Source organism: Prevotella sp. P2-180, from assembly GCF_002251435.1.
Classification (GTDB): domain Bacteria; phylum Bacteroidota; class Bacteroidia; order Bacteroidales; family Bacteroidaceae; genus Prevotella.
Map to the genome: position 1 here is coordinate 1 of NZ_NPJI01000046.1, position 19,290 is coordinate 19,290.

Here is a 19,290-nt window from a genome sequence, read left to right on the forward strand (position 1 = left end):
AGGTCGCAAGCGACAGAGGACACAGAGTTTCCATGCGGCAAACATGATGCGCAGCTCTCTATGAGCTCTAAATGCCTTGGCATTCACCCTCTTTCATTAGTATAAATACTCTATATCTCTTAAACTCTGTGGTTTTAAAATAACTTCCGAAACTTGAGTAATATTATTTGTTCTTTTTTATTTTTTTGATTACCGTTTTATAATCATCAAAATCAATGAATTTTCTCGACCTCCATAAAGAGAGCTGAGCTTTCACTGATTTGATGTCAACCGACTTGCCGAGTTTTCTGCGCACGAGAATCAAGTCCTCCATCGTAAACTCGTCTTTCAGCAGTGTCAGCATGTTCATCGGTCCACGCTTCGACGTTGCATTCTCCTCGTCGTCGAAAGCAGCATCAAGCATTTTTCCGATAACGTGCATCTTCACCCACAGATCGTAGCGCAGACTCCATTCCATGTAGTCCTGAATGTCCTTCGTCCACTTCTCGCCGTTCATCACGTAGAGCATCATGCCCTTCAGCCACGCAATCACCGTTGCCCTGTAACTCAACACAAGGTAAGGATCTGAACCGTAGAGTGAAGCAAGCTGCTCGTTCTCGTCGCAAAGCTGTTCGGCAAACTTGTTACATTTCGGACAGGAAATCTCTCCTGAGAGCATCGAGAGCTTCTGTGTCAGTTTCTTCACCTCCGCACAATAGTTGGCGTCATACTCCTTGAATACAGGTCGCTTTGCGCCGATCGGCTTGATGATGGTCGCCAACGAGAGTCGTGTCACTGTTCCCGTTGTCATCTCACGGGCGAAGAACTGCTGGAAGTTGCGGTTGGTGGTCGATGCGTTGAAGTTGAACCTCAATGGCGCAATGCCCGTAACCGAATCGGCTCCCACTCGCTCCTGGCCGTGCTTGGAGTTGTCGAACGCCTTACGGATTATCACGCTCACCTCGTTCGCCGTTCCTCTCGACGTGATTTTTTTCAATGTGTCGAGCTCGTCAACACTTGTATAGAGAAAACGTTGTCCGTTCTTGTCGGCATCATACACTCGCTGGTTGAACACTGCATCGGTCAGGTTGTCTATCAGCACCTGCACGCAGATGTCCGTCGGTCGTGGGTCACGCTTTTGCTTCGACGCAGGATTCTTCTGCTTCCATTCCGCCTCACGAGCCCTGTTCGACTCGTCCTTCTTCACCAGTTCGTCGAGGATTATGCTTATCGGTTTCCTCACGCATCCCTTACCTATCGACATCGGAGCGGTGAGCACCGACATGAAAGTTGGTTCGTGCTCCACTCCGTCCCAGTAGCGGAACTTCACGCTGTGAACATAAGTTGACAGAGGAGCAAAAACAGCCTCACACACAGCCGGTCGATACATCTCAGGCACCTTCGACGAGAGAAACCCAAGCGGATAGGGTAGGCGAGAGGGCATTGCTGGTGGCAGTTCGTTTTCCGTCTCGAAATCCACCTTCCCGTCCGTTTTCTTATCCTTGCGATACAAGACTTCCAACACCTTTTGCAACTTGTAGCTCACGCCTCTCCGAGGTTCGTCTATTGCGCTTTGCAGAGTGCGGACATATTCGTCTTCTGGGAAATTGTCGTAGCGGGGAATCACCTCTTTCATAAAGTCGAGGTTGTAGTCGCAGATGCTGCGCAAAGCCTTTGCCAGTTCGAATGTCATCACGTTGCGGTTGCCTTCGACAGGGGTTTGGCCGTTGTTGAATTGGCGGAGGAATTCGGTGACGATGGAGGAATAAGGCAAGCCGTTGTAAAGCCTCTCCCCCGTCCCCTCTCCCGCAGAGAGTGGATCAAGTTTGTCCCCAGTTAGGAGTGCGGGTGACTCACCCGCACCTTGCGCAGATGTTTTAGGAACTACAGCCTTCACCTCTGCCTTCGCCTCATCCTCCGCCTCCTTAACTTCACATTCCTCATTCACAAACAATTCGTCCTTGCAGAAGAAAAGGTCCTTGGGGTCGGCGGTGGGGGTGAAGAACACTCTCGTTATGTCCTTTGCGCCTTTGTCGAACTCAACGCCCAGAAGTTTTTGTGCCCATTCGAGGTCTTCCTCTTGCGTAAGTTCCGGATGACGCTCAAACACGAGGTGAAGGCCCTTCGTTGCCGAACGTTCCAACATCAGCAGACGAAGCTGCTGCGCCTTGTCGAGGATGTTGTCCTTCATAATCTCGAAAGCAGCCTCAAACTCCTTCTTCGGCATGTCCTTAGTGAAGTCGATGTCCATGCCCACCGAGTTCGACATACGCTTCGATCCTTTCAGCGTCCCGTCGTCGTTAGGCAGACAGGAGTAGCAGAACTGCACCATCTTGCGCTTCGCCTCGTCGTTGCCCTCACGTGCCAACTTCGTGTTGCGGCGGTTCTTCGTCGAGTTGCGTATTGCGGCATACTCCTTGAAGTTGTTGATGGGGCGCATTTTCTTTGCGCCACCATCGTAATAAATCTCAAAACAACTCATTTATATATACATTAAAATTTTCATTAAAATTTTCATTAAAAGCACTTTGTGCTTAAAGAGCTGCGCGCAAGCCCCTTTAAGCGCAACGCGCTTTTAATCTTTAACTTAAGTTTTATCGCGAAGCGACTTCATTTTATACATTAAAATTTACATTAAAATTTTCATTAAAAGCACTTTGTGCTTAAAGAGCTGCGCGCAAGCCCCTTTAAGCGCAACGCGCTTTTAATCTTTAACTTCTGTTTTATCGCGTAGCGACTTCAGTTTTATCGCAAAGCGACTATTTTAGTAGTTCTTTCGTCTCTTTCGCCATCAGTTTGCGGAAGTCGGAACATACCGTTTTGTCGATGCGGATGTAGAGATAATAGTTGTCCTCGCTTTCCGACAGAGTGCCGTGAGCGGTTCGTTTCAGCTTCTTCGTAGTAGAACCTTTGTATGGCAGAGCCATAAATCCCATACGTCCGTTGCTCAGCATCGTCAGTACGCCACGACGACGGAACCCTGTCACCACGTTTTCATTCGTGTCGTTGGGATTAAACGTGATGTTTTTGTCGTTGTAAACATCCATCACTCCCTTAATCGCTATCGGCGACTTGCCGGTTTTCTTGTCTTTTGCCATAAGAAAAAATATTTTAAAAATGTTCACCAACTTGCTGTGGCGACTTCAGCTGCATCAGGTCGAAGATGTTCACGTCCTGGAAAATCTTGCCCTCATACTCGTGAGTGAAGAATTTCACCTCGGCAACCACTATTGTGCCTTCAGCCAGCGGCTTTCCCGCCACGATGCCGAAGGCAGTGCCAACCAGTCCCTCGGCATTGCGTCCTCCAGACATGCGCAACACAACCTGCGCCTTACTTGTCATTCCATTTTGAGTTTGTACATCGGGCTGCTGCGCCCATTTCTCGATTTTTGCTATTACTTGCATATTGATAAAAGTTTTAAAATGTTTATATTGTTTTCGTGGAATACGCCACGAGCGTCTTTGTTCTTTTTCAAAAAAACGACCTCCCATGCGTCTCCCGACGGGAGAGGTCTGTTCGCTAGGAAAAAAATCAATTTATATGACTTATCGAATACACTTACTTTTTTTAATTTTTGACTGTTATTTCTCTCCGCAAAACAAGTTAAGGAAATGTTGCTGCCCCTTGCCCGTTATCATCGGCGTCACCGAGAGTTCCATGCCGTGGTCGGTTGTCACCCAACACTCTCTCACGGTCATTATCCCACGCTCAATCCATTTCTGCATTGGCTCACGGCTCTGCTTGAAGATGTAGCCGTTCTCGCGCAGCCATTTGTAGAGTCGTTGCCGTCCGATGTCGATGCCGTTTTCGTAGAGCAGTTTCGCCATCTCGCCCACCATGATGTTCTCTTCCGAACCTGTCACCTGTCTGCCGAGTTTCGCCATAGGCCGTTGCTGCTCAATCAGCCGGTCCTTCGCTTCCAGTGTGCGCTGCATGATGTTGAGAGCCTTAGCCAGAATAGATTTCTCGTCGTCCTCCGCACCGACAGGGATATATCCTCCCGTCTTGCGAATCTGCGGCAGCACCGTGTTGAACACCCAGTCCTGAAACTCCTTCGCCTCCTTCTTGTTCGACTGGAAGATGCAGCGGTAGAGGTTCGGCTCGCCGATGTAGGTCATCTTGGTAGTGCGAACTGACTTTGCTCCGTATTGATTTACCGATGTTAAGCATACCTCGATTGTATCGATGGCTGCTCCGTCAAGTCTTCGTTTAACGTCGCTCGTATTACCAATGGCCAACGCCTTGCACACATCCGCGAGACAAACCACCGTTTCCCCCTTCTCGTTCAGCGCAACCCTCAGTTGCCCAAACTTACTGTTACTGAAAATCTGTATTTCCATACTGTTTCCTTGTTTTTTTTATTTCTTTCCGCGGGACCATTCCCGTTCCGACTGCGAAATTAGGCATAAAAAAAATCGCAACCTAACGTTTCCGTCGATTGCGATTGATTTTGCTATTTTTGCTATTGTTTTGCTATTGCTATGCGAGAAGTTCCATCAGTCTTGCCGCCACTTTCACTTGACTTTGCTCCGCCTGTGAGAGCATTTCCGACTTGCCTTGCCAGGTGTCAACCCTGCTGGTAAGATTTGCCCAGTTTACGTTTCTCCATTTGTTGTAGTCGCACTTTATCGTAGTGCTTGCTTCCATATTCTCCACCACCTTACAGAACGCCCTCATGTTTTTGTCATAACCATACAGGTCGGTCAGCACACGATAAATTGCCCACCACTGGTTTGCGTTGGTCAACACTCCTTCAGAGTCAAGTGTCTCAATGGCTTCCTTCACTTTCTCTACAGTTGGCGGCAATCCGTGCTGCAGTCCCGCGTTGAACGTGACCGCCCCGTGAAACTGCGCGTCGTTTATTATCGTGCAGTTGGCATTAGGGTGAATGTTGAACTGATACTTAGTCTGATAAGTCTCTGCCATATTGTTTCCTCGTTTTTATTAGTTATTTCAATAGTTGTGTATCTCTGCACTGCTGTCGGCTCCAAAGTTCATTTCCACCTTTGGGTCACTCTTCAGCCTTTTTATCTCAGTCACCGCCTCCACCTTCACCCTTGCCTCGGGAGGCAGTTCAGTGGGCAGCGACTTCATCACCACGCCTGCCGTTGCCGCCTGCAGGTCCTCGGGCAGGCCGTGAAACGTCCTGTCAAACTTCTCAAAAGCCAACGGGAACATGTTTTTGTCGGTTATTACGGCAAAGACGTTCACGTTCACGTTTTGTGTCGATTTCGCAATAATGTCTGTCAGCTCCATTATCCGCGCGTCTTTCTGCTTCAGTTCCTGCTTCAGTTCCTGCTTCAGTTCCTCCACAATCCTGTCCTGCTCTACCTTGGCCTCTTTCAGCATTAAGTTTTCCTCCTCCGCACGCTGTAGTTTGCTTCTTAGTGCACCTATCTCCTCCGACATTTCCTGTCTCTTGTCGCTAAGTGCGTTAAACTCGTCGATGTTTATCTGCATGTCTATCCCCTTTCTTTTTATTGAAAAACGCTGCGAAGGTACGAAAAAAAACAATTACTTCCAAGGTTTTTCACATGTTTTTTTTCCTTCCATTTCTCTCATTGTATCTCATCGTTTCCCACGTCACACCATAACCTATTGATACAATTATTATTAGGCGTGATATTGTATCTTATCGTCTTTCAAGGGTCCCTATGATTCAGAAAACTCACAACACCAAGCGCCCTCATCAGGGTATTGAGCACCTGATCCCGATGACGAAATATGCCAAAATCGCTGCATGATGAAAAAAAATCGCAAATTACTTGCTAGTTCTGCAAAGAATGATTACCTTTGCAGTACCCAAGGAAAGGGACTCAGGCCTATCGGAAATAATCCATAACCAAAGTAATAGAAATAGAAAATGGCAAAGAGCAAAAAAGACTTTACATTACTTCTCATAGCGCTCTTTTGCAGTTCTTTCGCTCATGCACAAAAGCAAGTTCCTGCAGAATGGAAAGATTCCATTGACAATGGAAGTAATATAATAAAGATAGTTGGAAATAATTCCAATAAGGGTGCGGCCAACAACGCCCTTGACGTGTTGAGTGGTCAGGCTGCTGGTGTCAATGTGACATCCAACGGTCTGGATCGTATGGCTATGCTCAATAGTGTGCGAGTACGTGGTACAACCTCCATCATCGGTGGCAATGACCCTTTAGTGCTGATTGATGGGGTTACGTCTGACGTACTTACCCTATCAACCATCTATCCTGCAGACATCGAGAGTTTTCGTATATTAAAGAATGCTGCGGAGACCGCCATGTATGGTTCACGTGGAGCGTCTGGTGTTATAGAGGTGAAAACCAAGAAAGGCACAGGAAGAGGATTCCAAATATCGTATGAAGGAAATGTGGGTTTTGAGCAGATGTACAAACACCTGGAGATGCTCAATGCTGCTGAATATGTTGCAACGGCAAAGGCATTGGGTATCTATTGCAACAACGGAGGTTTCAATACCGATAACTACAAGGTGATAACACGCACGGGTATGGTGAGCAATCATTACCTTGCATTCAGCGGAGGTACGCCACAGTCAAACTATCGTGCATCTTTCGGAGTAATGGACCACAACACCATCATCAAGAAGATGGACTATAACGTTTTTGTTGCCAAAGTTGATGTGACCCAGAAAGCCTTCAATGACAGACTAACCGGAGAATTCGGAGTTTTCGGCTCTTCATTCAAGAACTATGACATCTTTGATACGCAGATGCTGTTCTATTCCGCAGCATGCCAGAACCCAACTTTCCCTGCTGGTACTGACGAGCATGGAAACTGGCTGAAAAACGAATCGGCAACGCATGTCAACCCACCCGGGATATTGCTTGAAGAGAAAAACGACTCCAAGGATTTGAACTTTGACGCACACATAAAGCTGAGCTACGATTTCAATAAGAACTGGCGTGTATCCACCTTCGGCTCTTACCTGTATGGCTCTACCGAGAACGGACAATTCTGTCCGACATGGGTATGGGCACAAGGCAACGTGTACCGTGGAGAGTTCAAGAAAGAGGAATGGCTTGGCAATGTATCTCTTGATTTCAACAAAGAGTTCGGCATACATAAGGTCTCTGCTGGAGTAAGCAGTGAATACAGAAAACTGAGAAAAACTGCTTTCTGGGTGTATGCCAAGGGAATACCTACAAACGATTTTCATTACGACAATCTGGGTGCTACAGCAGCCCGTCCATACGGTGGAACAGAAAGTACATACGAAGACCAGTCTCTGGCTTCTGTAATGGGAAGCATTACTTATAATTTGCTTGATAGATATACATTAGCGGTAAATGCTCGCGGTGACGGATCGTCAATGGTAGGTGACAACAATACATGGGGCTTCTTCCCATCTGTATCATTCACTTGGGACATGAAGAAGGAAAGCTTCCTTGCCAACATCAAACCGCTGTCGATGCTCAAACTCCGCACGGGTCTGGGACAGGCTGGCAACCTTGGCGGTATCTCCGCCTACACAACCATGAACACCGTAAGGCAGACTGGCATTGTTCCGGTAAAGAGTTCTCCAACAGTAACCCTTGGTATGGTAAGAAACAACAATCCTGATTTGAAGTGGGAAACGAAGACAACGTTTAACCTCGGTGCGGACATTGGTCTCTTTGCCAACAGGCTTATGCTTACAGCGGAGTATTACTATTCCAAGACCACCGACATGCTCTACGCCTATGAGGTTCCGGTTCCACCATTCGCATACAATACATTGCTGGCAAACATCGGTTCAATGTCAAACCGCGGATTTGAGCTGGGCTTGTCCGTGCAGCCAATAAGCAAGAAGGACCTGGATCTCAACATCAATATGAATCTGTCGTTTCAAAGCAACAAACTCATCTCGCTAAGTGGAGATTACAAGGGAATGAGCATGTCGGCAGCAAACATCACCGCTATTGGATCATTGGATGGTGCCGGGCAAAACGGCGGCGACAACAACGTGGTCTATCAGATAGTTGGACAGCCGCTTGGCGTTTTCTACCTACCCCATTGCAAGGGACTTGTCAAGAACGAGAACGGCAGCTATTTTTACGACATAGAGGACCTTGACCATAATGGCAATGTGGACTTAAGCGATGGAGGCGACCGATACATTGCAGGACAAGCCACACCAAAGGTGATCCTTGGCTCAAACATCAGTTTCAGATACAAGAATTACTATATCTCCATACAGATGAATGGAGCATTCGGGCACAAGATTTTCAATGGAACAGGACTGGCTTACACAAGCATGGCTTGCTTCCCAGACTACAATGTCTTGAAGGATGCTCCAAAGAAGAACATCGTAGACCAGAGAGTCTCAGACTATTGGCTTGAAAAAGGTGACTACCTGAACTTCGAGCATCTGACAATAGGTTACAATGTGCCTTTGAGGAGCAAGCTTATTCGTTCCTTGCGTGTATCATGCAACATTAGCAACATTGGAACAATCACCGGATATAAAGGTTTGACACCAATGATAAATAGCTATGTTGTCAACAGTACGATGGGTATTGACGACAAGCGCAACTATCCATTATACCGTACTTACTCAATGGGACTGAGTGTACAATTTTAAAACGAAAATAGTATGAAGACTCTTATTAAATACATATTAGCAGCACCGTTAATGCTTTGTTTCAGCAGCTGTCTGGACGAGCATCCCAAAGACCAGCTGGACCAGGAGGCAATCTACAACAATGCTGATAATATATACAAAAACGCAGTAGCTTCCCTGTACAACTACATAGGGAGCAATCAGGAGTCGGAAGGGCTTCAAGGAACTTGCCGGGGTATTTACGACTACAATACCTTGACCACTGACGAGGCAATGAATCCTATCCGTGGTGGAGACTGGTATGATGGCGGTTTGTGGGAGAACATGTATCAGCACAAGTGGAATGCCAATGATATTAATTTATATAATGTATGGAAATACCTCTTCAAGGTAATTGTTATATCTAACCAGTCGCTTTCTATCATTGATAGCCATCAGACTCTGCTTTCAGCAGAACAGACAAGAGATTTCACGGCAGAGGTAAGAGCTGTACGAGCCTTGTTCTACTATTATGCGATGGATATGTTCGGGCGTGTTCCTATCGTGACATCATACGACGTGAAATTGGAGCAGGTAACGCAAAGCGAAAGAAGTGAGGTATTCAAGTTTATTGTTGACGAGTTGCAGGATGTTGCCCCACAGCTCGCCGATGAGCATTCCAACAAGGAGGGGAACTATTACGGACGTGTGACACGCCCGGTCGCAAACTTCTTGCTTGCAAAGCTTGCCTTGAATGCGGAAATTTATACGGATGATAACTGGACCGACGGCAAGCGTCAGGACGGGAAAAGCATTTACTTCAATGTGAATGGCGAGAAAAAGAACGCTTGGGAAACCTGCATCTGGTATTGCGAGCAACTGCGGCAAGAAGGCTATGAGTTGGAGAGCGACTACGCATCGAACTTTGCGGTTTATAATGAAAATTCCAAGGAGAACATCTTCACAATCCCATTGGACAAGAACTTATATTTGAACGAATACCATTATCTTTTCCGCTCACGCCACTACAAACATGGCGGAGCTTATGGCGGTTCTTCCGAAAACGGCACATGTGCGACTGTTTCAACCGTCAAGGCTTTCGGTTACGGAACGGACAATGTTGACAATAGATTCAAGATAAACTTCTATGCTGATACCGTGCTTGTTGACGGAAAAAAGATATATTTGGACAACGGGAAGCCGTTGGTGTACATGCCGCTTGAACTGAAACTGAACCTCAGCGACAGCCCATATAAACAGACGGCAGGCGCCCGTGTAGGCAAATACGAGGTTGATCGAACCGCCTATTCGGACGGACGGCAGGTTGACAACGATATCGTCCTTTTTAGATATGGTGACGCGCTGTTGATGGAAGCCGAGGCGAAAGTTCGCAATGGCGAGGATGGTTCAATAGAGCTGAACGCTATAAGAGACCGAGTAGGAATGCCTCATGTGGAAGCCAATTTGGACAACATTCTAAAGGAGCGTCTGCTGGAATTGGTTTGGGAAGGTTGGAGACGTCAAGATCTCATCCGTTTTGGCAAATATACCAAGGCATATGATCAAAGAACTCCATTAGAAAAGGAGTCTACCGGGTTTACAACGGTTTTCCCTATACCACAAAGATGTCTGGATTTAAACAAGAAATTAAAACAGAATCGAAGTTATTGATATAGTTGCCATAAGCTTTTTATTTACATGAAATCATTTTAAGGTAATAGGACGGATCACGAATTTGAATGCATAGTCCTGATAAGGAAGCATATATTTCTCAATAGACAAGAATCTCTTTGAAAGCGTCTTGTCATTTCTGTCAGACAGTTCCTTATTCTCATAGCCGAAGAAATCAGAAACAGGCTCGTTACGATTGATGTTGTTCACCAAAGGGTCATTCCATGGTTCTGTCTTCTGGGCATATACATTACCTGACAAAGCCTTAAAAGATAGCTCACAGCACATGTTTTTTTCGTTTGCATAAAAAGTGAGGAACTACAAGTCCCTCACTTCGTCTATTGTCAAACCTGTTATGTCGGCTATCATTTCCAATGCCAAACCATAGACCTTCATCTTCCGGGCATTTGCAATTTTCTCGTCCTTTTGGCCTTTTAGAACGCCCATTTCCATACCTTCCTTTCGGCCTTCCTCTCGGCCTTCCAATCTCACACCCTCAAACACACTGATGGTATCGCGGTATTTCTTCAGCGCCTCGTCGTATTGCAGGCGTTCGGTACGGGTCATACCGCCAACATCGGCTATGCTCTCGAGTTTCTTGAAAACGGCACTCTGGGCAGCCCAGGGCAATCTGTTTAGTGTTTCCATATTCTTTAACAAATAAATCCAACGCTCTACTTGATTCTCACATTCATCAGCCTCCTTCTTGAACAACGGGAGCTGCAGGTATATCATACGCAACTTGTCGGAGAACTGCTCCTTCGTGCCCTTCTCGGCAAGAACGACATCAGTGCGGAACTGCTTCTTGAAATCCAATGGGCTGAAGTTAAGGAATGCAACAAGATAAACTGAGTCTATCTCATAGTTCCACGACGAACCCCGCTCTCCCTGGCGGGCTATTGACTCCGACACGTAGTATATGCTCCTGTTCTTAAAGAATGGCTGCGACTTGTTTTGCATCTCAACTATTATCTTCTCTCCCTCGTCGGTCTCGCAATAAATGTCGTAAATCAGCGACCTGTCTTCCTCAAACAGTGCAGGCTGCTCCTTGTCGAGGAATGTCAGGTTGACGATGTGCTTCTCTCCCTCAAACAGGCTGTTGAGGAAGTCGAGCAGCAGCGGTTTCGACAGCTCTTGTCCGAAGATTCTCTTGAAACCGACGTCGGTGAAAGGATTTATGTATTTTGCCATATCTCGCTTTTTGGTCACAAAGATAATCCTTTTTGTTGAATCTGCAATAAAATGGGTGAAAATCTTACAAAAAATTAACGGATAGAAGAATCACATGGCAAGTGCCTTGATTCACCTAAAAATTTTCAGTTTTTCAGTTTTCAGTTTAAAAATGAGCCATTACATATACCATTTTCTCTATTATTAATATTATATATAATATAATAGTAATAATAAAAATTTTTCAAAAAAAATGGAAGCCCTGAAACAAAACTGAAATCTGAAAAACTGAAATGAATGAGGATATTTCAGTTTTTCAGTTTTCAGTTTGTTTTTAAAGTCTATAACCTAAAATCCACTTCTCAACAGTGCAAAATTTGCGCGCCTACTGACCAACAAAAATTCCCTAACTGGGGAAAGTTTGCTGGAGAATCAGAATGTTAAACTATATTAAACGATAAAAATTAATTATGCAATTTATTGCATAATTAAAAAAAATGTTGTACCTTTGCAACGTGTTAGAAAAAATACAATGTTTAATTTTAAATCCTATTTTTATTATGATCAAAATCAAAGCAGTTGAGCAGAAGCTCATGGTAGGACCTAAGGCAGGTCAGTATGTTTACATGTTGGGCGCGGAGACTTACTCGTCTCTCGTGGAATCCAAGGTGATTGAAGAGGCTTCACTTCGAAGCGGTATCCAGAAAGGCGCGCTGCAGGCGGCGTTCTCCGCCATAGGCGAGACCATCAAGGCGTGGGCGACGGAAGGCCACTCGGTGCCGGTGCCGGGACTCGGCACGATGCGATTCTCGGTGAACGCAAAGTCGGTGAGCGACGTGAACATGGTGGCTTCGAGCCTTATCACCACCCGAAAAATCATCTTCACCCCATCCACCGACGTGAAGAAGGCTCTCAAGGAGGCTGCCATCAGCATCACTTGCTACGACCGCAACGGGAACGTGGTTAAGCGCGTGAACTCCAGCGACTCGGGCGGTATAGAAGACCCTGAGAATCCGAGCGGAGGTGAGGATGCCGGTGCTGGCGACGACCTCGGGCAGTAACAGGAGGGGGGATGTCTCACCCGCCACTACCACAAAAAAGTGAACTTTAAAAAGTAAACTTTAAAGAAGTGGTAATTCCCTTGAAGGGTATTTTTTTAACCAAAGAGATAAAGAGGGAAAGAGGTTTTTGTTGATAGAGTAGGTCGCAAGCGACAGAGGAAAAGAGGTTTGCGCAGCTCTCTATAAGCTCTAAATGCCTTGGCATTCAACCTCTATCATTATACAAATACTCTTAAACTCTTAAACTCTTTGGTAAAATAAAGTGAACTTTAAAAAAATTACAACTATGAGTACAACTAATAAAACGAATACTTGGAAGCTGATACTTCAGCTTATCGTAGCGGCACTGTCTGCTATTGCAACCACGCTGGGCGTGACCTCTTGCATGGGGGCTAACATATACATTTAGACAACTGGGGTCAGATTGGGGCAGGAACCTGTCCGTCTGACCCCTCTAATTGTTAAATTGTCAGAATATTGAATAATTATTTAATGATGTTGATACATATCTCGCCGCAAAATTTCAAATAAAAATCGAAAGGACAAAGAAAAAGGGAGAAAAACTTAAGTCTTGCTCCCTTGATTATATTTCTTTTTTCATTGAAGAGATTGCCTCCTTTAGTGAAGGAAGTTCTTTTTCAATAATCCACCATATTTGGTCGGCATCTATATCGAAATAATGATGTGCTATTATATCACGCAGTCCTTTTACATGTTTCCAATCAACTTCAGAATGAGTAACAAGAAGTGTCCCTCTCGTAATTTTGTCCAATCCTTTAAGACTCTCACCTATGGCTATGAACTGCATACAAATAGAATCCAAAACAGTTACTCCTGTTGGCGTCATCAGAAAATCATCTCCACAATGATAATTCTCTGAACGTTTTTCTATCTGTTCTATTGAATTATAAACTCTGTCGAGTATATTCAATATTAATTCTCTATCGTATTGCATATATTCCATCTCGCTCTATTCTTGATTTCAACAATGGGTTCATGTTCTTATGCATACGGACAACATCAACGGAACATTTGAATATGCTCTCCAAATAATCTTTCAAGGAAGCCAGGAGAAACGGATCAGGTGTTTGTGTTTCTACACACACATCCAGATCGCTATTTTCCGTCTGTTCGTTTCTTGATACAGAACCGAAAATGCGCAAAGTCTTAATCCCAAAATCACATACGATTTTGGAGCTGTTTTCCCTTATTGTATTTATACAGTTCTGTAATTCCATTTTTATTATTCGAATTAATCTCGCCGCAAAAGTACAAAGAAAAATCGAAAGGACAAAGAAAAAGGGAGAAAAACTTGCATTTACTCCCTTTTAATTCCTAATTTATAAAACTCTCCAAAGTAAAGACCCTACTAGCCCTTTCTTCCTCCTCCCCCTCCATTGTGTCACAGGGGTGCTTAGTAGTAGAATGGCGTGTATAATTGTTAAATTGTCAGAATATTGAATAATTTTCTGATGATGTTGATGCTTATATGAAAGAAAATGTGTACTTTTGCAGTATGACAGCATTGCTAACCATATACAATATCCTATATGACAGAGCATAAGATTTCAATAACAAATTAAAAAAATAAAATAATTTATGGAAGAAAGAAACAAGAAACACTACGTGGTTCCTTCGATGAAGGTGTATGAGATTGAGCCAACACAGATTTTGGCAGGAAGCACCAAAGTATCTGTGAGCAGCTGGGGAGACGGAAACAGTTTGGGCTCAGGTGAAATGGATGAGGAGTAGGATTGACTTAATTAGAAAAAAACAATGAGAAAGATCTTTTATTTAGCAATGGTGGCTGTTACAGCAATCTTTGCGGGCTGTGCAAACGACGAGGATGCACTGCTGCCAAATGACTCGCTGAAGGACACTCCTATCAATGTTGATGTGCTAGTGTCGGGCATAAATACCCGTGCCGGATATGACAACACATCTCTGCCTACTAAGTTCTATCTCTCGATAGACCAAAAGGACACGAAATACGACTACACCAATGTCGTGATGAAATACGACGGGAGCAAATGGGTGGCATACGAGTCTGATGCTGAGAATGCAGAAAAGAAACAACTTCTTTGGGAAGGCTCTAAAGACAATGTCATCGTCACGGCGGCTACGTTCCTTCTGCCTGAGGCTTCAACTTCTTGTTCCCTCAATGTACAGACCGACCAGTCAACTGCCGATGGCATCAAGGCAAGCGACCATCTGTATTATTCCAGCAATGCCATTACGCCTTCTGAGAATGGCACCATCAGCATCCCGCTCAACCATATCATGTCGAAGATATCGGTACAGCTAACCCTCGGCACAGAGTATAAAGCCTCAGAGACAAACCCCATCACATCAGTTTCTGCTTTTGGCGCATCAACCGGCGCAACCTATTCTCCCGGGACAGAAACGCCTTGGAGCGAACAATCAAACGTTAAAAAAATCACTCTGATTCCTTCCGTGGCATACGACAAAAATAATCGTACCGCCACCTACGAGGCCATCCTCGTGCCGCAGACGATAGCCGCAAACACCTTTGGAATAGAGATACGGATTGGCGAGCAGACCTACGAATGGAAATCTGCCGATGCCTTCACATTGACAGGTGGCACAAACCACACCCTCGAAATGACAGTGGGCAATGCCAGCAGTGCAAACATCAATTAATAGAAATAATAGTACAATGAACAAGATAATATTTTGGACCATGGCAGCTATGGCATTCCTCCTTGCAAGCTGCGCTGGCGAAGAGGAGGTTACGACACCTGCTGATTCGCTGAAAGGCAAGCCCATCAATGTAGATGTATTGGTGTCGGACATTAAGACTCGTGCGGGCTATGATACAGACAATCTGCCTACGAAGTTCTATCTTACCATCGACCAGAATGACACAGAATACGACTACACCAATGTCGTGATGAAATACGAGGAAGGCAAATGGGTGGCATACGCATCCGATGACGCCGGTGCTGCCAAGAAAGAAATGATTTGGGCTAACGCTACGGGCACCATCACCGTCCAGGCTGCCACGTTCTCCCTCTCCGATGAATCAACTCCGCTCAATGCACTGACCGACCAGTCAACTGCCGATGGCATCAAGGCAAGCGACCACCTGTATTATTCCAGCAATGCCGTCAAGCCTTCAGAGAATGGCACCATCAGCATTCCGTTCGACCATATCATGTCGAAGTTGGAGATAAAGGTTACGCTTCGCACCCAGTATGGAGCCTCAGAGAAAAACCCCATCACCTCTGCCATAGCCTTTGGCTCTGCCACCAGCGCCACCTATTCTCACGCAGGAGAAACGCCATGGAGCAATTACAATTCTGCCGTTTCGAACATTTCGTTATGCCCTTCTGGGTCATACAGTGCCGCTGAGCGTACCGCCACCTACGAGGCAATCCTCATTCCGCAGACGATAGACGCAAATACCTTTGGAGTGAAAGTGAAGATTGGCGACAAGACCTACACATGGAAATCCGCTAATGCCGTCACGTTCGAAGGCGGCATGAAATACACCCTTGACCTTACCTTGGGCAAGGACGAACTCACTCTCAACACAATCTCTGTCAGCAGTTGGAACGAAAAAACAGTCACAGGATTAAATGCGGAACACATTCCTTATGTTACTTTCACGGCTGAAAGCGAACAGACATTCACATTCTCTATTTCAGCTAACTTCGCAACCGCCCTTGGCGAGAATGAGTATTTCGAATACTCTGTAGGCGGCGGCGAATGGACACAATTTAAAACAACCGTAGATAACATCAAATTTGGAGGCACCTTGGGAAGTCTCCGACTCCGCGGCAAGAGCAGTAAGGGTACGGCACTTAATTCAGGTTCTGGCTGTTCAAGAATTAAATTCACTACTGCAAACTCTCCAGTAGATTGCACCGGCGATATCCGCACGCTCATTGACTATGAAAACTACGCCGATGTAAGTACCGCAGACGCTAAGTTCTGTTCCTTATTTTATCAGAATACAGAATTGAGGACTGCTCCAAAGCTTCCAGCTACAACATTAGCAAATTATTGCTATCGAGAAATGTTCACCTATTGCACCGCCCTCACAACGGCACCAGAGCTTCCTGCTAAAACATTGGCAGAGTATTGCTATTGTCTAATGTTCAGCGGTTGCACCGCACTCACAACGGCACCAGCGCTTCCTGCTAAATCATTGGCAAAGAGTTGCTATTTCCAAATGTTCAACGGTTGCACCGCACTCACAATGGCACCAACGCTTCCTGCTGAAACATTGGCATTTGGTTGCTATCAAGGAATGTTCAGCGGTTGCACCGCACTAGAAACGGCTCCAGCGCTTCCTGCTACAAAATTGGCAGTTAGTTGCTATCAAGGAATGTTCAGCAATTGCACCGCACTCTCAACGGCACCAGCGCTTCCTGCTGAAACATTGGCAATTGGTTGCTATCAAGGAATGTTCAGCGGTTGCACCGCACTAGAAACGGCTCCAGCGCTTCCTGCTGAAACATTGGCAGAGTATTGCTATGCTCAAATGTTCTCTGGTTGCTCCGCACTAGAAACGGCTCCAAAGCTTCCAGCTACAACATTAGCAAATTATTGCTATCGAGAAATGTTCACCTATTGCACCGCCCTCACAACGGCACCAACGCTTCCTGCTGAAACATTGGCAAGTTTTTGCTATCAAGGAATGTTCAGCGGTTGCTCCGCACTCACAACGGCACCAGAGCTTCCTGCTGATACATTGGCATTTGGTTGCTATAATGAAATGTTCAGCGGTTGCACCGCACTCTCAAGTGTAACCATGTTGGCAACTGATGTCAGCGCAGAAATGTGTTTGGAAAATTGGCTTTATGAGGCAGGAACATATGTTCAAGTGTCTCCTACATTGACATTGTATAATTCTAAAGTCTATAATGAGATTATGGAACTGCAAAATAATGGCTGCAACTACTTACCTGAAATATGGAGATATAAAATTCGGTACAAGTATCAATAATCATTCAATCCCATCATAAACAGTTGGAGGCTGCAAGCGGCATGGTAAATGCCATTTGCAGCCTTCATTGTGTCTGTAGGGAAATAGCCCGGAGATTGTTTTCGTCATCATTCCTGTTGTCATAGTGCAAATCATTTATATCTTGCCGCAAATTTTCAAATAAAAATTGAAAGGACAAAGAAAAAAAGGGAGAAAAACTTAAGTCTTGCTCCCTTGATATTTATCTTTATTTAATTATCAATCCATTTTTGCCAATCAATTTCATTTAGATATGCCAAGACTCTCTGACATAATGGGTCAATATCATTTCTAGCAGTATCCCACAAGTCAACATTCGAAACCTGGGCATAACCATGCACTAATACATGGCGCATACCAATAATCTGTTTCCATGGCAATTCTGTATGAGTCTCGATAAAGTCTTTCGACAACATATTTGCAGCCTCTCCGATTATCTCGATATTTTTCATTACGGAATAATAAATCCGAATGTCATTAACAAAGTCCTCGTACGATACTCCATCGAGGATTGTCTTGACATTATTAGAATAGAAAACAATGTCTTCAAGCCTGCCTTTATCCCTATTACGCTCTCTCATAGATTAAATACTTGTCATTGTTAACACTTTCAACTGCCCATGGTCTTAATGTACCATCTTCAACTATATCAACCTTTCTGCCAATGAGATTTTCCAAATCTATATGCATTCCGGAGATTTTCAACAGACCTATACGCTGACTTCTGTCATACTGGACAAGGATGTCAACATCGCTGTCCTTGGTTTGCTCACCTCTCGAGTAGGAACCAAAGAGCCATGCCTTCAAGACTGGTTGTGTCTTGAAATACTCGGCGATTGTTTTCGTCATCATTCCTGTTGTCATAGTGCAAATCATTTATATCTCGCCGCAAAATTACAAAGAAAAATCGATAGTACAAAGAAAAAGGGAGAAAAACTTAAGTCTTGCTCCCTTTTAATTCCTAATTGACTTTCGGAAGTTATTTTAAACCACAGAGTTTAAGAGATATAGAGTATTTTTACTAATGAAAGAGGTTGAATGCCAAGGCATTTAGAGCTCATAGAGAGCTGCGCATAATGTTTGCCGCATGGAAACTCTGTGTTCTCCGTCGCTTGCGACCTACTCTATAAAACGATAAATCTCTTTTTCTCTTTAACTCTGTGGTTTAAATAAAACCATTATACATAGAGAATTATCACATGCGACACTTAAGTTAAGGAAGTTAAGGAAGTTAAAGACAATAGTCTTTTCGCTTCCTTTCGGGAGTTTTCTTGGCTTTGTATTCTAACGGCAAACATCTCTTTTCTTGGAGTATATCCAATGCGTCTGTAAATACCTTGATTTCAAGACCTCTTTTGACGCATTTTTTTAAGGAGCGTTTGAACTGCCCTGTATATATTATTTCATACATGGCAATAGTTATTCGAGTATTTGGGAAATTAAATCTTGGGAATTCTTTGCATGATAAACATTTCCATTGCGGATGTCTTCAAGTCCCTTTTCTATCCCGCTTTTTTTCTTGCTCGACATAGCGGAAACTACCCAGCCCATACCTGATGCAAGTCTCTTTAACATCTTAATGTCTGACTTGGGCAGTGTGATTTGTATTGTTTGAGATTGCATGGATTCCATATTGTTTGCCTTTCTTTTACTATTTTATTATTTATGTCCAGTAAGCATAACATAACACTTTGATTTACGTATATGCCATTATATCTCGCCGCAAAATTACAAATAAAAATCGAAAGGACAAAGAAAAAAAGGGAGAAAAACTTAAGTCTTGCTCCCTTTTAATCCCTAACTTTAAAAAGGGAAGAAAAGATAAAAATTGCAATATGTTTGGAAATATGAAATAAAAAACGTAATTTTGCAGCGCACATTGAATAAACATTTTCGA

The 19,290-nt window shown here is 44.5% G+C and carries 20 protein-coding genes; 7 read left to right on the top strand and 13 right to left on the bottom strand.

Annotated elements, in window-relative coordinates:
- Window positions 1-163: 163 nt before the first annotated feature.
- From CIK98_RS07545 to CIK98_RS07570, 6 genes are all read right to left on the bottom strand, one after another.
- Window positions 164-2,461 carry a hypothetical protein gene (locus tag CIK98_RS07545; RefSeq protein WP_141210463.1) on the bottom strand — a complete coding sequence of 766 codons (2,298 nt, stop codon included), beginning with the start codon at window positions 2,459-2,461 and terminating at the stop codon, window positions 164-166.
- A gap of 277 nt (window positions 2,462-2,738) precedes the next feature.
- A complete protein-coding gene (locus CIK98_RS07550; RefSeq protein ID WP_094383647.1) occupies window positions 2,739-3,077 on the bottom strand; it encodes a hypothetical protein in 339 nt (112 codons plus the stop codon).
- A gap of 13 nt (window positions 3,078-3,090) precedes the next feature.
- On the bottom strand, window positions 3,091-3,384 hold the full coding sequence (locus CIK98_RS07555; protein ID WP_141210464.1) for a hypothetical protein: 294 nt from the start codon (window positions 3,382-3,384) through the stop codon (window positions 3,091-3,093).
- Between the two features lie 177 nt (window positions 3,385-3,561).
- Window positions 3,562-4,320 carry a phage antirepressor KilAC domain-containing protein gene (locus CIK98_RS07560; protein WP_094383649.1) on the bottom strand — a complete coding sequence of 253 codons (759 nt, stop codon included), beginning with the start codon at window positions 4,318-4,320 and terminating at the stop codon, window positions 3,562-3,564.
- Between the two features lie 139 nt (window positions 4,321-4,459).
- Window positions 4,460-4,906 carry a hypothetical protein gene (locus CIK98_RS07565; protein WP_094383650.1) on the bottom strand — a complete coding sequence of 149 codons (447 nt, stop codon included), beginning with the start codon at window positions 4,904-4,906 and terminating at the stop codon, window positions 4,460-4,462.
- A 27-nt stretch (window positions 4,907-4,933) separates the two neighbouring features.
- On the bottom strand, window positions 4,934-5,440 hold the full coding sequence (locus CIK98_RS07570; RefSeq protein WP_094383651.1) for a hypothetical protein: 507 nt from the start codon (window positions 5,438-5,440) through the stop codon (window positions 4,934-4,936).
- Window positions 5,441-5,843: 403 nt separating this feature from the next.
- Here CIK98_RS07570 and CIK98_RS07575 point away from each other — a divergent pair, with 403 nt between their 5' ends.
- Window positions 5,844-8,543, top strand: coding sequence for a SusC/RagA family TonB-linked outer membrane protein (locus tag CIK98_RS07575; protein WP_094383652.1), 2,700 nt, complete (start codon window positions 5,844-5,846; stop codon window positions 8,541-8,543).
- A 12-nt stretch (window positions 8,544-8,555) separates the two neighbouring features.
- A complete protein-coding gene (locus CIK98_RS07580) occupies window positions 8,556-10,172 on the top strand; it encodes a RagB/SusD family nutrient uptake outer membrane protein (RefSeq protein ID WP_094383653.1) in 1,617 nt (538 codons plus the stop codon).
- A 33-nt stretch (window positions 10,173-10,205) separates the two neighbouring features.
- Here CIK98_RS07580 and CIK98_RS07585 read toward each other — a convergent pair whose 3' ends face one another.
- A complete protein-coding gene (locus CIK98_RS07585; RefSeq protein ID WP_094383654.1) occupies window positions 10,206-10,460 on the bottom strand; it encodes a hypothetical protein in 255 nt (84 codons plus the stop codon).
- 30 nt (window positions 10,461-10,490) lie between these two features.
- Window positions 10,491-11,363: an Rpn family recombination-promoting nuclease/putative transposase gene (locus CIK98_RS07590; RefSeq protein ID WP_094383655.1), complete on the bottom strand. Its 873-nt coding sequence runs from the start codon at window positions 11,361-11,363 to the stop codon at window positions 10,491-10,493.
- A gap of 539 nt (window positions 11,364-11,902) precedes the next feature.
- Here CIK98_RS07590 and CIK98_RS07595 point away from each other — a divergent pair.
- Entirely contained in the window at window positions 11,903-12,403 is a 501-nt protein-coding gene (locus tag CIK98_RS07595) for a DNA-binding protein (protein WP_253249666.1), read from the top strand.
- A gap of 286 nt (window positions 12,404-12,689) precedes the next feature.
- Window positions 12,690-12,812 (top strand): smalltalk protein, encoded by a 123-nt coding sequence (locus CIK98_RS18075; RefSeq protein ID WP_172409858.1) that lies wholly within the window; start codon window positions 12,690-12,692, stop codon window positions 12,810-12,812.
- A gap of 174 nt (window positions 12,813-12,986) precedes the next feature.
- On the opposite strand, the gene CIK98_RS07600 is transcribed toward CIK98_RS18075, so the two are convergent.
- A complete protein-coding gene (locus CIK98_RS07600) occupies window positions 12,987-13,358 on the bottom strand; it encodes a DUF86 domain-containing protein (RefSeq protein ID WP_094383656.1) in 372 nt (123 codons plus the stop codon).
- Complete coding sequence (locus CIK98_RS07605; protein ID WP_094383657.1) at window positions 13,345-13,641, bottom strand: nucleotidyltransferase family protein; 297 nt, start codon at window positions 13,639-13,641, stop codon at window positions 13,345-13,347. The genes CIK98_RS07600 and CIK98_RS07605 overlap by 14 nt, the downstream gene beginning before the upstream one ends.
- Before the next feature lie 361 nt (window positions 13,642-14,002).
- Here CIK98_RS07605 and CIK98_RS18080 point away from each other — a divergent pair, with 361 nt between their 5' ends.
- The 3 genes from CIK98_RS18080 to CIK98_RS07615 are packed head-to-tail and all read left to right on the top strand — an operon-like array spanning window position 14,003 to window position 17,375.
- Window positions 14,003-14,155 (top strand): hypothetical protein, encoded by a 153-nt coding sequence (locus tag CIK98_RS18080; protein ID WP_172409859.1) that lies wholly within the window; start codon window positions 14,003-14,005, stop codon window positions 14,153-14,155.
- Between the two features lie 24 nt (window positions 14,156-14,179).
- The gene (locus tag CIK98_RS07610; protein WP_094383658.1) at window positions 14,180-15,064 is read left to right on the top strand and encodes a fimbrillin family protein; all 885 of its coding nucleotides are present in this window, start codon (window positions 14,180-14,182) and stop codon (window positions 15,062-15,064) included.
- A gap of 16 nt (window positions 15,065-15,080) precedes the next feature.
- Window positions 15,081-17,375, top strand: a complete 2,295-nt coding sequence (locus CIK98_RS07615) for a fimbrillin family protein (RefSeq protein WP_172409860.1) — start codon at window positions 15,081-15,083, stop codon at window positions 17,373-17,375.
- Between the two features lie 230 nt (window positions 17,376-17,605).
- On the opposite strand, the gene CIK98_RS07620 is transcribed toward CIK98_RS07615, so the two are convergent.
- The 3 genes from CIK98_RS07620 to CIK98_RS07635 all read right to left on the bottom strand — a co-directional run bounded on the left by CIK98_RS07620 (window position 17,606) and on the right by CIK98_RS07635 (window position 19,025).
- Window positions 17,606-17,974: a DUF86 domain-containing protein gene (locus CIK98_RS07620; RefSeq protein ID WP_094383660.1), complete on the bottom strand. Its 369-nt coding sequence runs from the start codon at window positions 17,972-17,974 to the stop codon at window positions 17,606-17,608.
- Window positions 17,961-18,245: a nucleotidyltransferase family protein gene (locus tag CIK98_RS07625; protein WP_253249667.1), complete on the bottom strand. Its 285-nt coding sequence runs from the start codon at window positions 18,243-18,245 to the stop codon at window positions 17,961-17,963. Before CIK98_RS07625 ends, CIK98_RS07620 begins: the two co-directional genes overlap by 14 nt.
- Window positions 18,246-18,812: 567 nt before the next feature.
- The gene (locus CIK98_RS07635) at window positions 18,813-19,025 is read right to left on the bottom strand and encodes a hypothetical protein (protein ID WP_094383663.1); all 213 of its coding nucleotides are present in this window, start codon (window positions 19,023-19,025) and stop codon (window positions 18,813-18,815) included.
- Between the last annotated feature and the right edge of the window lie 265 nt (window positions 19,026-19,290).

What these genes read in the sequence shown, in the direction of transcription:
- CIK98_RS07545 (WP_141210463.1), bottom strand. Translation starts at nt 2,461, where the DNA reads ATGAGTTGTTTTGAGATTTATTACGATGGTGGCGCAAAGAAAATGCGC.
- CIK98_RS07550 (WP_094383647.1), bottom strand. Translation starts at nt 3,077, where the DNA reads ATGGCAAAAGACAAGAAAACCGGCAAGTCGCCGATAGCGATTAAGGGA.
- CIK98_RS07555 (WP_141210464.1), bottom strand. Translation starts at nt 3,384, where the DNA reads ATGCAAGTAATAGCAAAAATCGAGAAATGGGCGCAGCAGCCCGATGTA.
- CIK98_RS07560 (WP_094383649.1), bottom strand. Translation starts at nt 4,320, where the DNA reads ATGGAAATACAGATTTTCAGTAACAGTAAGTTTGGGCAACTGAGGGTT.
- CIK98_RS07565 (WP_094383650.1), bottom strand. Translation starts at nt 4,906, where the DNA reads ATGGCAGAGACTTATCAGACTAAGTATCAGTTCAACATTCACCCTAAT.
- CIK98_RS07570 (WP_094383651.1), bottom strand. Translation starts at nt 5,440, where the DNA reads ATGCAGATAAACATCGACGAGTTTAACGCACTTAGCGACAAGAGACAG.
- CIK98_RS07575 (WP_094383652.1), top strand. Translation starts at nt 5,844, where the DNA reads ATGGCAAAGAGCAAAAAAGACTTTACATTACTTCTCATAGCGCTCTTT.
- CIK98_RS07580 (WP_094383653.1), top strand. Translation starts at nt 8,556, where the DNA reads ATGAAGACTCTTATTAAATACATATTAGCAGCACCGTTAATGCTTTGT.
- CIK98_RS07585 (WP_094383654.1), bottom strand. Translation starts at nt 10,460, where the DNA reads ATGTGCTGTGAGCTATCTTTTAAGGCTTTGTCAGGTAATGTATATGCC.
- CIK98_RS07590 (WP_094383655.1), bottom strand. Translation starts at nt 11,363, where the DNA reads ATGGCAAAATACATAAATCCTTTCACCGACGTCGGTTTCAAGAGAATC.
- CIK98_RS07595 (WP_253249666.1), top strand. Translation starts at nt 11,903, where the DNA reads ATGATCAAAATCAAAGCAGTTGAGCAGAAGCTCATGGTAGGACCTAAG.
- CIK98_RS18075 (WP_172409858.1), top strand. Translation starts at nt 12,690, where the DNA reads ATGAGTACAACTAATAAAACGAATACTTGGAAGCTGATACTTCAGCTT.
- CIK98_RS07600 (WP_094383656.1), bottom strand. Translation starts at nt 13,358, where the DNA reads ATGCAATACGATAGAGAATTAATATTGAATATACTCGACAGAGTTTAT.
- CIK98_RS07605 (WP_094383657.1), bottom strand. Translation starts at nt 13,641, where the DNA reads ATGGAATTACAGAACTGTATAAATACAATAAGGGAAAACAGCTCCAAA.
- CIK98_RS18080 (WP_172409859.1), top strand. Translation starts at nt 14,003, where the DNA reads ATGGAAGAAAGAAACAAGAAACACTACGTGGTTCCTTCGATGAAGGTG.
- CIK98_RS07610 (WP_094383658.1), top strand. Translation starts at nt 14,180, where the DNA reads ATGAGAAAGATCTTTTATTTAGCAATGGTGGCTGTTACAGCAATCTTT.
- CIK98_RS07615 (WP_172409860.1), top strand. Translation starts at nt 15,081, where the DNA reads ATGAACAAGATAATATTTTGGACCATGGCAGCTATGGCATTCCTCCTT.
- CIK98_RS07620 (WP_094383660.1), bottom strand. Translation starts at nt 17,974, where the DNA reads ATGAGAGAGCGTAATAGGGATAAAGGCAGGCTTGAAGACATTGTTTTC.
- CIK98_RS07625 (WP_253249667.1), bottom strand. Translation starts at nt 18,245, where the DNA reads ATGATGACGAAAACAATCGCCGAGTATTTCAAGACACAACCAGTCTTG.
- CIK98_RS07635 (WP_094383663.1), bottom strand. Translation starts at nt 19,025, where the DNA reads ATGGAATCCATGCAATCTCAAACAATACAAATCACACTGCCCAAGTCA.